General features: G+C 64.8%; 12 protein-coding genes and 1 pseudogene. 8 read left to right on the top strand and 5 right to left on the bottom strand.

Features of this window, described 5'->3' with window-relative positions; translation table 11 throughout:
- Window positions 1–26: 26 nt before the first annotated feature.
- Window positions 27–530, bottom strand: coding sequence for a hypothetical protein (locus C5B90_RS17415; RefSeq protein WP_115883222.1), 504 nt, complete (start codon window positions 528–530; stop codon window positions 27–29).
- Between the two features lie 174 nt (window positions 531–704).
- On the opposite strand from C5B90_RS17415, the gene C5B90_RS17420 reads away from it, so the two are divergent.
- The gene (locus C5B90_RS17420) at window positions 705–1,169 is read left to right on the top strand and encodes a DUF1269 domain-containing protein (RefSeq protein ID WP_115883223.1); all 465 of its coding nucleotides are present in this window, start codon (window positions 705–707) and stop codon (window positions 1,167–1,169) included.
- Window positions 1,170–1,683: 514 nt separating this feature from the next.
- Here C5B90_RS17420 and C5B90_RS17425 read toward each other — a convergent pair.
- On the bottom strand, window positions 1,684–2,934 hold the full coding sequence (locus tag C5B90_RS17425; RefSeq protein WP_115883224.1) for a tyrosine-type recombinase/integrase: 1,251 nt from the start codon (window positions 2,932–2,934) through the stop codon (window positions 1,684–1,686).
- Window positions 2,935–3,141: 207 nt separating this feature from the next.
- On the opposite strand from C5B90_RS17425, the pseudogene C5B90_RS17430 reads away from it, so the two are divergent.
- Together C5B90_RS17430 and C5B90_RS17435 are read left to right on the top strand one after the other, a co-directional pair.
- Window positions 3,142–4,613, top strand: a pseudogene (locus C5B90_RS17430) (APC family permease).
- Window positions 4,606–5,379 (top strand): universal stress protein, encoded by a 774-nt coding sequence (locus tag C5B90_RS17435; protein ID WP_115883225.1) that lies wholly within the window; start codon window positions 4,606–4,608, stop codon window positions 5,377–5,379. Before C5B90_RS17430 ends, C5B90_RS17435 begins: the two are co-directional and overlap by 8 nt.
- A gap of 843 nt (window positions 5,380–6,222) precedes the next feature.
- On the opposite strand, the gene C5B90_RS17445 is transcribed toward C5B90_RS17435, so the two are convergent.
- Together C5B90_RS17445 and C5B90_RS17450 are read right to left on the bottom strand one after the other, a co-directional pair.
- Entirely contained in the window at window positions 6,223–7,038 is an 816-nt protein-coding gene (locus C5B90_RS17445) for an IclR family transcriptional regulator (RefSeq protein WP_004043255.1), read from the bottom strand.
- Between the two features lie 401 nt (window positions 7,039–7,439).
- Window positions 7,440–8,687 carry a Zn-dependent hydrolase gene (locus tag C5B90_RS17450; protein ID WP_115883227.1) on the bottom strand — a complete coding sequence of 416 codons (1,248 nt, stop codon included), beginning with the start codon at window positions 8,685–8,687 and terminating at the stop codon, window positions 7,440–7,442.
- Between the two features lie 54 nt (window positions 8,688–8,741).
- Here C5B90_RS17450 and C5B90_RS20610 point away from each other — a divergent pair, with 54 nt between their 5' ends.
- The 5 genes from C5B90_RS20610 (at window position 8,742) to C5B90_RS17470 (ending at window position 14,808) form a co-directional block, all read left to right on the top strand.
- Complete coding sequence (locus tag C5B90_RS20610; protein ID WP_158547236.1) at window positions 8,742–8,894, top strand: hypothetical protein; 153 nt, start codon at window positions 8,742–8,744, stop codon at window positions 8,892–8,894.
- Between the two features lie 216 nt (window positions 8,895–9,110).
- Window positions 9,111–10,784 (top strand): ABC transporter substrate-binding protein, encoded by a 1,674-nt coding sequence (locus C5B90_RS17455; protein WP_115883228.1) that lies wholly within the window; start codon window positions 9,111–9,113, stop codon window positions 10,782–10,784.
- 15 nt (window positions 10,785–10,799) lie between these two features.
- The gene (locus tag C5B90_RS17460; RefSeq protein WP_004977946.1) at window positions 10,800–11,759 is read left to right on the top strand and encodes an ABC transporter permease; all 960 of its coding nucleotides are present in this window, start codon (window positions 10,800–10,802) and stop codon (window positions 11,757–11,759) included.
- Window positions 11,759–12,658, top strand: a complete 900-nt coding sequence (locus C5B90_RS17465; protein WP_115883229.1) for an ABC transporter permease — start codon at window positions 11,759–11,761, stop codon at window positions 12,656–12,658. Before C5B90_RS17460 ends, C5B90_RS17465 begins: the two co-directional genes overlap by 1 nt.
- Window positions 12,655–14,808, top strand: a complete 2,154-nt coding sequence (locus C5B90_RS17470; RefSeq protein WP_115883230.1) for an ABC transporter ATP-binding protein — start codon at window positions 12,655–12,657, stop codon at window positions 14,806–14,808. The genes C5B90_RS17465 and C5B90_RS17470 overlap by 4 nt, the downstream gene beginning before the upstream one ends.
- Window positions 14,809–14,853: 45 nt before the next feature.
- Here C5B90_RS17470 and C5B90_RS17475 read toward each other — a convergent pair whose 3' ends face one another.
- Window positions 14,854–15,543 carry a DUF1028 domain-containing protein gene (locus tag C5B90_RS17475; RefSeq protein ID WP_115883231.1) on the bottom strand — a complete coding sequence of 230 codons (690 nt, stop codon included), beginning with the start codon at window positions 15,541–15,543 and terminating at the stop codon, window positions 14,854–14,856.
- Window positions 15,544–15,793 lie beyond the last annotated feature (250 nt).

Here is a 15,793-nt window from a genome sequence, read left to right on the forward strand (position 1 = left end):
AAATATGAGTGCTTTGATAGGATAGCTTACTCGATTGTCTCGCCCGACGTATCGGCAACGGCGAGGGTCTCCCCGATAGCGTCGATGAACGCCCGCTCGGCCGGACTGACTCGTCGGCCGCCCAGTCGGAGTATCCCGCCTTCGACGCCGGCGTCCGCGACGCGTTCGGCGCACCAGCGAACGAACCGCCCGTACTCGTCTCGCTCCGCCGCGGTCGCCCGAGCTCGGACGATTGTCGTTGCCTCCCGACAGTAGTCGTGGGCGCGAGCGATCGTCACCGCGCGGTTGGAATCGTGCGTCTCCGCGTCGCGTCGCACCCGGTCGGCGTTCACCCGGACGAACCCGGCGAGGTGTGTGACGAGTTCCGTCTCCGGGCCGAACTCGTCCGCGTGTCGGAGGGTCCGACGAATCGTCTTGAGTTCCCGCCGCAGGCCGCCGTTCGAGGCGACGACGACGCCGAACATCACCTCGACCGGCGTCTGCGCGAGCGTTCGCCACTCCTCGGGCGTGAACGACTCTCGACTGGTCATGACGAACCGTTGGCGGGCGACGAATATAGCGTCGCAGGTCGTCGCGGGCCGAATCGGCGGATTACGGAATATGAGACAATCAGCACGTCGGTAAATGCAGTTTATTATGGGTTCTCACTTACCTGTAGTCGGGTTGACGAGATGAGTTCACTAGTAGTACTCGCGTTCGACACGATGGACGGGGCGGAGAACATGCGGGAGAAACTGTATCACCTCCAACGCCGAGAACTGATTACGATAGAGGACGCCGCCATCGCCGTTCGAAAAGAGAACGGTCAGGTGAAAGTCAAACAGGCCCAGAGCCTCGTCGGCGTGGGCGCGCTCGGCGGGTCATTCTGGGGACTTCTCATCGGCGTCATCTTCTGGATGCCGTGGCTCGGGATGGCGGTCGGGGCGGTGACGGGTGCACTCAGCGGGAAGTTCACCGATATCGGCGTCGACGACTCGTTCATCAAAGAGGTCGCGAACACGGTCGAACCCGGAAACTCCGCGCTGTTCCTCCTGTCTCGCGGCGCGCAGATGGACCGAATCAAGGCGGAACTGTCGGACGACGAGTTCGAGATTATCGAGACGAACCTCTCGCCAGAGGACGAAGACCGGCTTCGTGAAGCGTTCGCTGCCGAGGAAATCGCGGGATAGGTTCCGAACGCCGACAGGCGACCGTCTGCACGGTGCGGAGAGCATCGCCCACGCGCGACGAGGTGTGCGCCGGTCGCCCCGGCACGGTCCAGGTCCAACTTGCTCGTTTTTGTCTCACCTGCTTCGCTCGCGTTATCTCTCGGAGACGTGCGAAGAATATCTGCGAACCGCCTCAGACGGACGTTTCGGCGCTCGCAAGTATCTTACTCCCCAGAACGAGATTCACTATACTTTACAAAGGTAGTTGTGTAACAAAAACGTCGGTGAGCCATCATTATCGGGGGTTGACGGGTGCTTGATGGCGACGTAGTCTGCCAGCGATTCGGTGGGGAGGGCCGTCCTCTGGCCTGAAATGGGCGTTCTTAGTCGAACAGTCGGTGCGTTCCGAACGCTGGTTGGCTTTTCAGTACAGAAACGCGTCTCGCCACGGCTAGTTGCATATCGCGATATACAATTTATGGCGGCCACCACTCCACCTCGTGCCTTACGCAGAGATCCGTGACAGGCCCAACAGCTACTGCAGCACGTGCTCTTCGACGGTCACGGACTCGTCGGTAGATTCGAACACGTCGGCCAGCGTCTCGCGCATCGCCTGCCGGCGGAACGACCGGCGACGCTCCTCGGAGAGGTAGTTCGACATGACGATGTCGGCGCTCTTCGACCCCTGGTCGGCGGCAACGCCCTCCAACTGCGCGAGCATCTCGTCGACCGCCGCCTGATAGGCGGTGTACCAGAAGCGCCGACAGAGTTTCGCGGTCGGGACCTCACCGTCGACGGTCACGCCCGCCTCGTCGGCGAGGCGCTTGAACCGCCGGTTGACCGTCTCGCGAGCGATGTGACCCGAGGCGGCCCGCGAGGAGGGGAACAGCGCGCCGTTCCAGTCGTCGTCCTCGGCGAGCGCGTCGATTCGGGCGGCAACTGCGTCGACGCCGTAGAGGAGCGCGACGGTCCCCGGCCCGTTCTTCCGTGCTTCGAACGCGATGTGGGGGTCGTCGCCGGAGAGGACGAGTTGCGACGCGCGGAGCGACGCGAGTTCGTTCGGTCGGAGCCCCCACCCGGCGAGTCCGAGGACGAGCAGGCGGTCTTCGAGGTCGTCGGCGACGGCGTACACGTCGCTCACCTGGTCGGCCGACATCGTTCGGTTGTCGGGTTGCCCCTGCTCCCAGCGGAACTGTTTCGCGGCGTTCTCGACGGGGTTGTACCGCGCGCGCCGGAAGTCCACAAGATACTCGTAGAACGACCGGACCGTCTGGAGGTATTTGAGCTTCGTCCCGTCGGTGGCGAGGTCGGCGTCGAACTCGTCGAGGACCGCGAGACAGCGGTCTATCTCGTCGGGTTCGGCGTCGCGGTCGTCGAGTCGTGAGAGCAGGTCGGCCGACCCGTGGCGGTCCCGGTAGACCCGGGCGAACCGCGCGAGGTGGGTCCGGCGGGTCGGCAACGTCGAGTCCGCGAGTCCGCGCCGCGATTCGAGCATGTCGAGGTAGGACTCGAACGCCTCGACGGTTCGGTCGTCGTCGATGCCCCAGTCGTAGCCCTCGTCGGCGTCCTCGTCGCCGAGGCCGACGACCCCGACGAAGAACTCCCGCGGCGTGAGGTCGTGTTTCTCGCGGAGCGCGTAGGCGATGCCCGACCAGCCGCGTTCGGTCAGCCATGTGTAGGTCGGCACGTCCCGCGTCGGGTCCATCCCGTCGCGGTCCATCGCGGGCGCTATCGTCTCCCAGTAGAACGCCTCGAGTTCGTCGAGCGACTTCCGCGACCAGTTCACTGCGGCTCACCCCGCCCGAACCGGCCGCCGCGTCGCGTTCCGTGCGCCATCGTTCTGCATGCAGGGCGTGCCGCGGACGGATTAACACTTTCTCTCGTCGCGGGCGACGACGCGTCGGCTGTGGTGTTGCACCCACCGGCCGACTCGACTACCCTAAATATGACGGGTATTAGATATATTGGGGAGCCGTGATAACAGGAATCCACAATGTCGGATGAAAACCACGGCGGTTCGGTGCTCGGGGCGGACCCGCCCAACGACGGGCCAGGGGTCGGTGACGCGGACCCGGCGGTCGACGTCGGGGCCGCGGCCGACGAGGTGACGGTCCTCGAAAGCGGGACCGAGTTGGAGCGGACGATCGGCCTCCGCGGCGGGTTGGCAATCGGTATCGGGACGATGGTCGGCGCGGGTATCTTCGTCTTTCCCGGCCTCGCCGCCGGGCAAGCGGGCCCCGCGGCCGCGCTCTCGTTCGCGCTCGGGGCGGTCATCGCGCTGTTGGTCGCGCTTCCGACCTCCGAGTTGGCCACGGCGATGCCCAAAGCGGCGGCGCGTACTACTTCATCTCCCGCGGCATGGGTTCGGCGTTCGGCGCGGTCGTCGGTATCGGTCTCTGGTTGGGGCTCGTCTTCGCCTCGGCGTTCTACCTCGTCGGGTTCGCGCAGTACGCCATCGCCGTGCTTGCGGAGTTGGGGATGATGTCGATGATTTCCGACTCCCAACTGCTCGTGGCAGTGCTCGGCGTCAGCTTCGGGCTCGTCTTGACGGCGCTCAGCATGTTCGGGACCGAGAACGCGACGAAGCTCCAGAACGGTATCGTGAGCCTGCTTCTCGGCATCCTCCTCGTGTTCCTCGTCTACGGCTCGCTCGACACGCTCGGGCTGTTCGGCCGTCAGACCGTCCCCGAGGAGTTCATTCCCTACGGGACGCTCAGCATCTTCACCACGGCGGCGCTCGTGTTCACCTCCTATCTCGGGTTCGCGCAGGTGGCGACGGTCGCGGGCGAGATAACGAAGCCCGGCCGGAACCTCCCGCTTGCGATGGTCGGCTCCGTAATCGTCGTCGGGGTGCTGTACGTCGTGACCATCCTCGTCTCGACGGGCGCGTTCGGGAGCGCCAGACTCGCCGACTTCGGCGAGACGGCCATCGTCGAGGTCGCCCGCTCGTACCTCGGATTCCCCGGTGCGGTCGCCATCCTCCTCGCCGGGCTCTTGGCGACGGTGTCGAGCGCGAACGCCTCGATTCTCAGTTCGTCGCGCGCCCTCTACGCGCTCAGCCGCGACGCGCTGGTCCCGCCGCAACTCGCGCGAATCAACCTCCGGTACGGGACGCCCCACGTCGCGCTCGCGCTGGTCGGCGGGCCGACGGTCGTCCTCGTTGCCGTCGGCCGGACGGAGGTGCTCGCCGAGGTCGCGTCGTTCCTGCATCTCGTCACCTACGGGCTCATCTGCGTGGCGCTCGTCGTCCTCCGCCGGTCGAACCCCGCGTGGTACGACCCGTCGTTCCGGGTGCCCGGCTACCCGGTCGTCCCGGTGCTCGGGGGGCTTGCGAGTTTCAGCCTCGTCGCGTTCATGCAACCGCTCTCGCAGGCAACCGGCGCCGTCGTCGCGGTCGCCGCACTGGTGTGGTACTTCGCCTACGCCCGCGACGTGCGCCTGAAGGGGGTGAGCTCCGATGCGTGACCCCGACGACGTTCGCGTGCTCGTCCCCGTCGCGGTGCTGGCGGGACAGGTGATTCCGGACCAACTGATACGCGTCCTCTCGGGGACGACGGTCGTTCTCCTCGCGTACCACGAGATACCCGAGCAGACGGCCCCCGAGCAGGCCAGAGAGCAGTTCGAGCCGAAGGCCCGCGAGGAACTCGACGAACTCGTCTCGGTGTTCGAAGCCGCCGGCGCGACCGTCGAGACGCGGCTCGTGTTCACTCACGACCTGGACCAGACGACAGAGCGCATCGCCACGGAGGCGGAGTGTGACGCGGTGTTGCTCTCGAACCCCGCTCCGACCATCGACCGCGTCATCGTTCCGATAAAGGAGGCTATCAACCTCGACACGATTACCAAAGTCGCCGCGGCCGTCGGAAAGCGCGGAGACGTCGAACTCACGCTGTTCCAAGCCGTCCAGGACGACGACGCGGTTCCGGACGGAGAAGCCCTCCTCGACGAGGTCGCGAACGACCTGGCCGTTCTCGGCGTCAACCGCGAGCACGTCTCGCGCGTCGTCGTCGTCGCACAGAACCCACTTCAGGCGCTCATCGAGGGCGCAGAGGACCACGACGTGGTCGTGATGGGCGAGGAGAAACCCACGCTCCGCGGTCGACTGTTCGGCGAGACCTCCGACCGAGTCGCCGAGCAGACAGTCGGTCCGGTGCTGGTGGTCCGACGACCGCTTGACCCCGAACCTGACGCTGACGAGGCCGACGGTTCCACTACCGACGGCTTGGAGTGAGGCCGACCCATCTCGAACCGCGCTGTCTTTCTAACTCATTCTTGCATACCGGAGACATTTCTAACGGCGCTACTCGACTGCTCGAAGCGCGACCGTAGAATATGAAAATTATGCAATTTTTACAATGTCTACAAATTGTATAACCACACACTCACTCGAGGTGATTGAATTGGATATCATCGACTCTCTGTCGCTCTCTGATTACTCCGTAATTTTGGCCGCACTCGACGACCTGTTTGATGCTCCGTATTATTGCTCAACAAATACATTTCTCTATTGGTCCGAAGACCGTGTTCGGCCCGTCTCAGTCGTCCGTACACGACAGCCGACCCCGCGGTTTCCGTGGGTACCTACATTACACTCGTAATTGTGTCATGGCTGTTGGGCTCTCATTCGATGGGTGGTGATAGCCGCCCGCCTCTTCAGTAGGGCGTCTCGATTGCGACAGAAAATTTTGAAGACTAGCTGGAATGTGCCGTACCTTTGAATCTTCTCTCACCGATACTTGGTTCGTGTTCTTATATGGTCAATCCTACCGGATATTCGTTTTTGTGTGTCGCTTCTTCGATGTTCCGTTCTCGCTACTTTTCGGGGCACGTTGACGGTCCGACGTTCGAAACCGTCAATCTCGGTCGACGGACGACATCGACGGTCCGAGCGCGGCGTTGCCGGCGGTGACATCGAGATTCGGGGACGGGAACGCCGTTCGGACCGCCGCTCGTCTCGTCGGTGGCCGTCGAGCCGGCCGCGACTCGGTCGAGACCGCTGGTTCTCCGTTTGTGAACCGTGCCGTGGCGCGGTCGACGTGAGGTGGTATCGTAGATGTGTTGGGGGTGGGCCCGACTAACTGAACGTCGGGAAGTCGTCGTCGGACTCCTCCATGTTGACGTTGACCTCGATGACGTTGGCGGTGTTGACGACGCTCTCGATGAGCTGTTCGTGGTACTCCGGCTGTTTCATCCGGCGGACGGGACCGGAGACGCTGATTGAGCCGAGGACGCGCCCGTGGCGGTTCGTCACCGGCGCGCCGATGGCCTGCAGACCCTTTATCTCCTCTTCGTCGTTGAGGGAGTAACCCCGGTCGCGAATCGTCTCCAACTCCTCGAAGAGTTCCTCGCGGGTCGTGATGGTCGCCTCGGTCTTGCCCGGCAGGCCGTACTGGTCGATAATCCACTCGACGCGTTCCTTCGGGAGGTGCGCGAGAATGGCCTTGCCCGTCGCCGAGAAGTGGAGGTAGTCGGCGCGCTGGAGTTTGTTCACTTGGTAGTCGCTCCCGACGGCCTTCTCGCCGCTCACCTTGTAGAGGTTGACGCCCAGTCCGTGCTGCTCGGTCGCCAGATGCGCGTACTCGCCGGTCTTCTCAGCGAGTTCCTCTATTTCGGGCTTGCCGATGCGATAGAGGATGTTCTGGTACCGGACGTACTCGCCCACGAGGAGGAACTGCAGGGACAGCCGGTAGGTGTCTTCTTCCTTCACGACGAACTTCTCGGCCCGGAGCGTGCTCAGGTAGTTGTAGACGACACTCTTCGAGAGGTCCAGATGGTTTGCCAACTCGGTCACTCGCGCGCCGTCTAACTCCTCGAGCGCCCGAACGACATCGAACGCACGAGACACCGTCTTCAGCGTCCGCGGCGAACCGGTCGTGTGTTCGTCTGCCATAGTCCAGTTCGAAGCCCCCGCGACATAGGTGTTTGTATTTGACGAACGGTCACTTCCGTACGAGCACGAAATCCGCAGGTATTGCCGCAAAGTGGCGTGATTCGAAGGGTCCTAACTACGCATACCATCTATACAGGTGCTGAAACAGTCGAATCCGACTACTTCGGACTCATGTTCTCATTGTACAAACATCGCGGTATTTCGACCGAGTCGTCTCGCGTCGAATCGCGAGTAACGACGGGCGTCAATGGCTCTAACGAGCGATACCTACTTCGCCCTGGCGGTCGTTTCGACTACGCGGTCGGCGCGGAGTGACGGGTGGCAGTCGATTTGAACTCACCAATAGAGCGGGTCCACGAAGGGCGGAACCGAGAACAGCAGTCGTCGGCCGAGCGGTTTCGTCACTCGGTCGCGAGGTCGGCGAGCGCGCCGGCGAGCACGCGGGTCGCGTCGGCGCAGTCCTCCCAGTCGGTCCACTCGCGGGGGTTGTGCGAGATGCCGTCGCGAGAGGGGGCAAAGAGCAGAGCGGCGTCGGTGACGGCCGCGACGTGCATGGTGTCGTGGCCGGCACCGGAGTGGAGGTCGAGGGTTTCGAGGTCGGCATCGGTCCCTGCGTCGTGGAGCGCGGCGCGGCAGCGCTCGCTCATCTCGACGGGCTTGCGGTCCCACGGATGCGAGAGCGAGGCCTCGACCGGACGTTCGGCCTCGATGCGGTCGAGACTCGCCTCCGCCTCGTCGATGACGTACTCGATGGAGTCGTACGCCACGTCGCGGATGTCGACGGTCAGGTCGACTTTCCCAGCGATGACGTTGGGCGCGTTCGGCGAGACTTCGAGTTTGCCGACGGTTCCGACCGCGGTCTCCGAGACCTCGTTGCGTTCGTTCGTCGCGCGCTCGACGTCGAGGACGAACTCGCTGGCGGCGGCGAGCGCGTCCGAGCGGTCGTCCATGAGCGTCGACCCGGCGTGGTCGGCCTCGCCCGTGATTTCGACGGCACAGCGCGAGAGGCCGACGATGCTCGTGACGACGCCGGCGGGGACCGCGGCGTCTTCGAGGCGCTCGGACTGTTCGATGTGAAGCTCTATCCACGCGTCCCAGTCGGCGGCGTCGACGCGCCCGTCGCCCCGGTAGCCGATGTCCGCGAGAGCGTCGCCGAGCGGAATCCCGTCGGCGTCCTCGATGTCGAGCGCCTCCGCGACGCCCAGTTCGCCGACGGCGACCGCCGACCCGATGAGGCCGCCGCCGAACCGCTGGCCCTCCTCCTCGGTGAAGTTGACGACCTCGACGGGCCGGACGGGTTCGATTCCGGCGTCCTGCATCGCGCGGACGCTCTCCAGCCCCGCGTAGACGCCGAGCGGGCCGTCGAAGATGCCGCCCTCGGGGACCGAATCGAGGTGGCTTCCCGTGGCGACCGGGGCCGCGTCGGGGTCCGCGCTCTCTGGCTCCCACCGACCGACGATGTTGCCGACCTCGTCGATGGTGATGGAGAGACCGGCGTCTCGGAGGCGCTCGCAGAAGAACTCTCTCGCCCGCCGGTCCGCCTCGCTGCCGGTCAGGACCGTCCGTCCCCGACCCTCGTCCGTCGGGACGGCCCCGAACTCCGCGTTCGACTCGATGTCGCTGCGGAGTCGCTGCTGATTGACTCGCATGGTTCCCGGATTCGTGACTAACCCTATTTTACTGTTTGGAATTCGGTCACATGCGTGACAGTATCGAACGGCCGCGAACTCCCCGAAACCAGCAGGTACGGGCGCTGGATGTGGGTTCTGGGACTCTGCCCACCTCTTTGTCGCTCGAAGACGTCCGTCGGCGATGGCTCGGTCGTCCGCGATGACGGCTCGGTCACCCGCGAGTGACCTGCGGGCCGTCGATGTGGACCGTCGCCTGCGACGGGGTTGGTTGACGTTCGGGGAGTAATATCGGATGTGATGGGATATAATTGGACATTCCACAGTTCCGCTGCGCTCGGTGCTCGAACTCATATTTGGTATTACATCTCTCTCGTCTCGATATGGTGATTGTACTCACACAACCACAATTTTTATCACACAGTAGCGGATTTGAGCGACTGTATGCAAGAGAATGGCAAGGGGAGCGACTCCTCCGACAGCACCGGCGACGGCACGCGTCGCAGTCGTTTCGACCGCCGCACTTTCCTCGGGGCGGCGGCGACGACCGGCGCGGTGGCACTCGCCGGATGTACGGGCGGCGGTTCGGACGACAGCACGACCGAAGACTCGGGTTCCACGGACGAGGGCGGCGACACCGAAAGCACCGACACGACCGCCGCGAGCGGCGGGAAGCAGGGCGGCACGCTTCAGTGGGGCGGCGCGGTGCCGGTGCAGGGCCTCGACCCGCACATCGACACTTCGGCGGCCTCGAAGCGCGTTCTGGAGAACATCTACGAGGAAGTCGTCGCGCTGCAGGACGACTACTCCATCGAACCGCACCTCGCGGAGTCGATGGAGCAGTCCGACGACAACACGCTCCTGACGTTCAACCTCCGGCAGGGCGTCACCTTCCACAACGGCAAGGAGATGACCTCCGAGGACGTGCTGGCGAGCTACGAGCGCGTCCAGAACGGCGACTACCTCGCCACCGGCTTCTTCGACTACGTCGAGGAGCTTCGCGCCCCCGACGACTACACCTTCGAAGTCCAGCTCACCGAGCCCTTCGCGCCGTTCCTCGCGAAGATGGCGACGGCGGAACTGTCGGTCATGCCCGCCGAGAACGCCGAGAAGGACATGGTCGAAGAACCCATCGGGACTGGCCCGTACGTGTTCGAGAGCCGCGAAATCGAGACCTCGTTCACGATGTCGCGCAACGAGGACTACTGGGGCGCGTCCGACGAGGACGGCCCGTTCATCGACACCATCGTCAAGAGCGAGGTGCCGGACCCGAGCGTCCGCCTTCAGTCGTTCCTCGCCGGCGAGTACGACTTCATCAACGGCATCGCGCCGAAGGACGTCTCCCGCGTCGAGCAGGCCCCCGACGTTCGGTTCGAAAAGCAGTTCCCGAAATCGCTCGTCTACCTCGGCCTGAACTGCGACGTGGCTCCGTTCGACAACAAGGACGCCCGCCTCGCGCTCGACTACACCATCGACAAGGAGAAGGTCGCCGAGGCGGCCCTCTACGGTACCGGCCAGACCACCGCGTCCCCGGCGACGCCCGGCAGTCCGTGGGTCAACCCGGACATCGAACCGCGCCCACGTGACCTCGACAAGGCCCAAGAGCACCTCGACGCCGCCGGCATGTCCGACGGCTTCACGGCGACGTTCAAGATTCCGCAGTCCTACCCGACGCAGGTGCAGGCCGCGGAGGTCATCGCCGCCGACGCCGCCGAGGTCGGCATCAACCTCGAAATCCAGCAGATCACGTGGAGTACGTGGCTCTCGGACGTCTACTCCAACCGCGACTTCCAGGCGACGACGAGTTCCTACCTCGCGCTCTGGTACCCCGACGTGTCGTTCTACAAGTTCCTGCACCCCAACGGCGCGTTCTTCTTCACCAACTGGGAGAACGAGGACTACAACGCGCTCGTCGAGGAGGCGCGTACCATCTACGACGAACAGGAGCGCGCCGACCTCTACCACCAGGCGACGGAGATTCTCCACGAGGAGCGCGCCGGTCACCTCTTCCTGTGGTGGCAGCCGAGCCTCTACGGAGCCGCCTCGCAGTACAAAGGCGACATCGGCGCGCCTGACGGGTCGACGCTACAGTTCGGCGACAACTGGCTCGACCGCTAACAGAGATTCCACACAATGTCGATGTACAACTACGTCTTTCGGCGCGTCGGGTTCATGGCGGTGACGCTGTTCTTCGTCACGCTCATCGCCTTCGCCGTCACCAACATCCTGCCCGGTGACGTGGCCCTGCTCATCTTGGGCCCCAACGCGACCGAACAATCGCTCGAAGCGCTCCAAACCCAACTGGGACTCAACCGCCCGCTGTACGTGCAGTACATCGACTGGGTCGTCGGGCTCCTCCAGGGGAACATGGGCGAATCACTCCGGTTCGGCGAGCCCGTGGCACAGCTCATCGCCGAGCGCCTGCCGCGGTCGATGATGCTCGCGGTCGCCGCGACGCTCGTCGCCGTCGTGCTGTCGGTTCCGCTCGGCGTCTACGCCGCCGTCAACCAGAACGAAGCGCCCGACGTGAGCGCTTCGATGTTCGCCTTCGTCGGCATCTCGATGCCCATCTTCCTGTGGGGGTTGGTGTTCATCCTGGTGTTCGCCGTCTGGCTGAACCTCTTTCCGACCGGGGGGTACGTCTCCCCGAGCGAGGACCTCGTCGGGTCGCTCACGCGACTCGTCCTCCCCGCGGGGGCGATGGGCTTCGCGCTCACCGCCTACATCATGCGGATGACCCGGTCGTCGATGCTGGAGGTGCTCAGCGAGGAGTACATCAATCTCGCGCGTGCGAAGGGGATGAGCCAACGGGTCATCGTCCTCAGACACGCACTCAAGAACGCAATCATCCCCGTCATCACGGTCATCGCGTTCCAGTTCAGCTACGCGTTCGGCGGGGTCGTCGTGCTCGAAGAGGTGTTCTTCTGGCCCGGCATCGGTCGGCTGACGCTGACCGCGATTCAGAGCCGCGACATCCCCCTGATTCAGGGGTGCATCCTCGTGGTCGCACTCATCTACATGTTCTCGAACTTCGCCGCAGACCTACTGTACGCGTACTTCGACCCGCGCATCCGCTACGGAGGTGACGACTGATGGCGACCGAACAGGAGACCGACCGCGGTCGCTTCACCATCACGCAGTCACAGCGCGACCGCATCGCCCGGTTCGTCCGGAAGTTCCGAAGCAACACGAAGGCGATGCTCGGCTTCTCCATCGTGGTGCTGCTCGTGCTTGTCGCCATCTTCGCGCCGATTATCGCGCCGTACCCCATCGACGCGACGAACATCGAAGACCGCTCGCAGGCCCCGTCGGTCGAACACCCGTTCGGCACCGACGACCTCGGCCGCGACATCTTCAGCCGCGTCATCATGGGAAGCCGAATCTCGCTGTACGTCGGCTTCGGTGCCATCTCCGGCGCACTCGCCGTCGGGGCGGTCGTCGGCGTCGTCGCCGGCTACGCCGGCGGCTTGACCGACGAGATACTGATGCGCCTTATGGACGCCGCAATGGCGTTCCCACCAGTGTTGCTCGCGCTCACGCTCTTGGTCGTCCTCGGCCCGGAGTTGAGTAACGTCATCATCGCCTTGGCGTTCGTCTACACGCCGTACATCGCCCGCGTCTCGCGGAGCGCGGCGCTGGCCGAACGCAACGAGGCGTACGTCGAGGCCGCCATCGCCCGCGGCGAGAGCGACTCGCGCATCGTCTTCAGCGAGGTGTTCCCGAACTGCATGGCTCCCATGCTGGTGCAGGGGTCGCTGAACGTCTCGTTCGCCATCCTCGCGGAGGCGAGCCTGTCGTTCCTCGGCCTCGGCGCGCAACCCCCGCGGCCGTCGTGGGGGCTGATGATCAACACCGGTCGCGGCTTCATGGAGACCGCGCCGTGGATGTTGCTGTTCCCCGCGTTGGCTATCGGTATCGCCGTCGTCGGGTTCAACATGCTCGGCGACGGACTGCGTGACGTGCTCGACCCCAAAGTGGAGGCGATAGAATGAGTGCTCCCACTACTGCGACGGACGGCGAGGCCGACGACGGCCCGCTGCTCGACGTGCGCGGACTCAGAACCGAGTTCCGCACCGACAGCGGCCCCATCGTCGCCTCCAACGAGGTGTCGTTTTCGCTCGACCGCGGCGAGACCATGGGTCTCGTCGGCGAGTCGGGCGCGGGCAAGTCCGTGACGGCGCGGTCGCTCATGCGCCTCATCGACTCGCCCGGCGAAATCACGGGCGGGCAGGTCGTCTTCGACGGCGAAGACCTCCTACAGAAGACGGAAGCCGAGATGCGCGACATCCGCGGCAACCGCATCGCCATGATTCCGCAGGACCCGATGTCGTCGCTCAACCCGGTGATGACCGTCGGCGAGCAAATCACGGAGACGATTCGCCGCCATCAGGACGTCTCCAAGTCAGAGGCACGCCAGCTCGCCGTCGAGTCGATGGACGACGTCGGCATCCCGGACGCCGAAGAGCGCATCGACGACTACCCCCACGAGTTCTCCGGGGGGATGCGCCAGCGCGTCCTCGTCGCCATCGGCTTCTCCTGCGAACCGGACCTCATCATCGCCGACGAGCCGACCACCGCACTCGACGTGACGACGCAGGCGAAGATTCTCGACCTACTCAACGAGATGCAGGAGCGCGAGGGGACGGCCGTGCTGATGATTACCCACAATCTCGGCGTCGTCGCCCAGACGTGTGACCACGTCGGCGTCATGTACGCCGGGAACCTCGTGGAGACGGCCGAACTCGGCGACCTGTTCGACCGCCCGCGACACCCCTACACCCGCGCGCTCATCGACTCCATCCCGGAGGTCGACACCGACTACGACGAACTGCCGACGCTCGACGGCGCGATGCCCGACCTCGGGAACCTCCCGAGCGGCTGTAACTTCGCGCCGCGGTGTCCCCACGCCACCGAGGCGTGTCGGACCGGCGGCGACCCGGCGCTCGAGGCCGTCGGCGACGACTCGTCGCGCGCGGCGTGTCTCCACGCCGCCGACCTCGACCTCTCGGAGAGCACGGTCCCCGAAGCCGGGACCGGCCGCCGCGACATCGACCGCAGCGGCCAGCCGCTGTTCGAGGTGCGGAACCTGAAGAAGTACTTCAACGCCGGTGAGGGCGTCTTCGGCAACGTCCACCTCTCGTGGGAGGGCGGTGGCCTACCGACCGTCGAACGGCGGCACGTCAAGGCCGTCGACGACGTGAGCTTCGACGTCTACCCCGGCGAGACCGTCGGGCTCGTCGGCGAGTCCGGCTGCGGGAAGTCCACGGTCGCTCGCACCGCGCTCCGGCTCCTCGAACCGACCGACGGCGAGGTGTACTTCGAGGGGCAGCCGCTCCACGAGCTCGGCTCCTCGGAGATTCGGAGTCTGCGCCGCGAGATGCAGATGATATTCCAGGACCCCCAGAGTTCGCTCAACCCGCGAAAGACCGTCGGCCAAATCGTCGGCCGCGCGATGGAGAAACACGGCATCGCCACCGGCGAGGAAAAGCGCGAACGCGTGGGCGACCTGCTCGAACGCGTCGGCCTCTCGCGGGCCGCCGCGAGCAAGTACCCCCACGAATTCTCCGGGGGCCAACAACAGCGCGTCGCCATCGCGCACGCGCTCGCGGTCGAACCGAAGCTCATCGTCTGCGACGAGCCCGTCTCGGCGCTCGACGTGAGCGTGCAGGCGCAGATTCTCAACCTCCTGAACGAGATTCAGGAAGACGAGAACATCTCGTTCCTGTTCATCTCGCACAACATCGGCGTCATCCGGCACATCTGCGACCGCGTGGCCGTGATGTACCTCGGGAAGATAGCGGAGTTCGGGAGCATCGAGCAGGTGTTCTCGCCGCCGTTCCACCCCTACACGGAGAGTCTCCTGTCCGCGGTCCCCCACGCGAATCCGGACCGCGAGACGGACCGCATCCTGCTGGAGGGGAGCGTCCCGAGTCCCATCAACCCGCCGTCGGGCTGTCCGTTCCAGACGCGCTGTCCGAAGAAAATCGGCGACGTCTGCGAGCAGGACCTCCCGGAACTCGAGGCGGTCGGCGACGGCGACCACTACATCTCCTGTCACCTCTCCGAAGAGGAGATGAGCCAGCGTGACTCCTTTATCACGCCGTCGAAGCGCGCGGAGACCAGTCCGGCCGACTCGGACTGACGCCGCCCGCGCGGTCTCTTCTCAGTATTTGACGCCGAAGTCGACTCAGTACTTGACGCCGAAGTCGAGAATCTCGTCTGGGTAGTCGCCGAACTGCGCGTCCGTCTCCCGTCGAATCTGGGCTTTCGCGCGCCGCGCCTCCGCGAGCAGGTCGCGCAGGTCGGACACCGGTTCGTCGGAGAGGTCGACCCGGAGGTTGTGGTAGAACTCCGGCGTCGGCGCGTGGACGAGCAGCGCGGCGCTCATCTCGCCGCGGTCGTCGCCGCCCGCGGCCTCGCCGGCTTCGAGCGCCGAGACGAGTCGCTCGGCCATGTCGCCGTCGGCGGACTCGTAGGCCTCGGCGGTCGCCTCGACGACCGCTTCCCCAGCGAGCATGTTGCCAGCGACGGTGTAGTCGTCGCTGACGCGGTGGCCGGCCCACGAGACGCACTCGTCGCCGGTGAAGGCGAACTCGCCGCCCGCGCCGACGCCGTGGACCTGCCGGTAGGCGGCGTGGTCGTCGCCGTCGAGGAGAGTTTCGAAGGCGTCGTCGATGCGCTCGCCGGCTTCCGCGCGGGCGACCGCGTCGCGGCCGTGTTCGGTCTTCGTGTACGACTGCGTGACCGCCGCGCCGCCGGCGCTCACGTAGGGGCAGGTCGCGCCGACGGCGACGGTGCCGGTCGTCACCGCCGCGCCGAAGACGTTCGCCTCGGGGTCGCGCGCCGCTATCGAGAAGGTTCCTGGGACGTGTCGCATGGGTTCGTTACTGCGCTTTGGTCACGCTCGGGCGATAAATAGTCTCCTCTCGCGGGAGCGACGCGAGAGCGGTGCGACATCCGAACGCGGCACGGTATCCCGATTACGTCGGCCTCTGCGTCTATCTCTCGCCCTCAGATGTTGGCGATAGAATTGTAAAAAGAAAACATTATTGTAAGCCATAATTTCTTATTTATCTGACCTTCTTGTTCGGATGTTTTTGAATTAGACGTGAATGATTGCATTGTCA

Source organism: Haloferax sp. Atlit-12N, from assembly GCF_003383095.1.
Lineage (GTDB): Archaea > Halobacteriota > Halobacteria > Halobacteriales > Haloferacaceae > Haloferax.

Coding starts and splice junctions, on each gene's coding strand:
- C5B90_RS17450 (WP_115883227.1), bottom strand. CDS start 8,687: ATGCGAGTCAATCAGCAGCGACTCCGCAGCGACATCGAGTCGAACGCG.
- C5B90_RS17420 (WP_115883223.1), top strand. CDS start 705: ATGGACGGGGCGGAGAACATGCGGGAGAAACTGTATCACCTCCAACGC.
- C5B90_RS17465 (WP_115883229.1), top strand. CDS start 11,759: ATGGCGACCGAACAGGAGACCGACCGCGGTCGCTTCACCATCACGCAG.
- C5B90_RS17445 (WP_004043255.1), bottom strand. CDS start 7,038: ATGGCAGACGAACACACGACCGGTTCGCCGCGGACGCTGAAGACGGTG.
- C5B90_RS17435 (WP_115883225.1), top strand. CDS start 4,606: ATGCGTGACCCCGACGACGTTCGCGTGCTCGTCCCCGTCGCGGTGCTG.
- C5B90_RS17470 (WP_115883230.1), top strand. CDS start 12,655: ATGAGTGCTCCCACTACTGCGACGGACGGCGAGGCCGACGACGGCCCG.
- C5B90_RS17475 (WP_115883231.1), bottom strand. CDS start 15,543: ATGCGACACGTCCCAGGAACCTTCTCGATAGCGGCGCGCGACCCCGAG.
- C5B90_RS17455 (WP_115883228.1), top strand. CDS start 9,111: ATGCAAGAGAATGGCAAGGGGAGCGACTCCTCCGACAGCACCGGCGAC.
- C5B90_RS17460 (WP_004977946.1), top strand. CDS start 10,800: ATGTCGATGTACAACTACGTCTTTCGGCGCGTCGGGTTCATGGCGGTG.
- C5B90_RS17415 (WP_115883222.1), bottom strand. CDS start 530: ATGACCAGTCGAGAGTCGTTCACGCCCGAGGAGTGGCGAACGCTCGCG.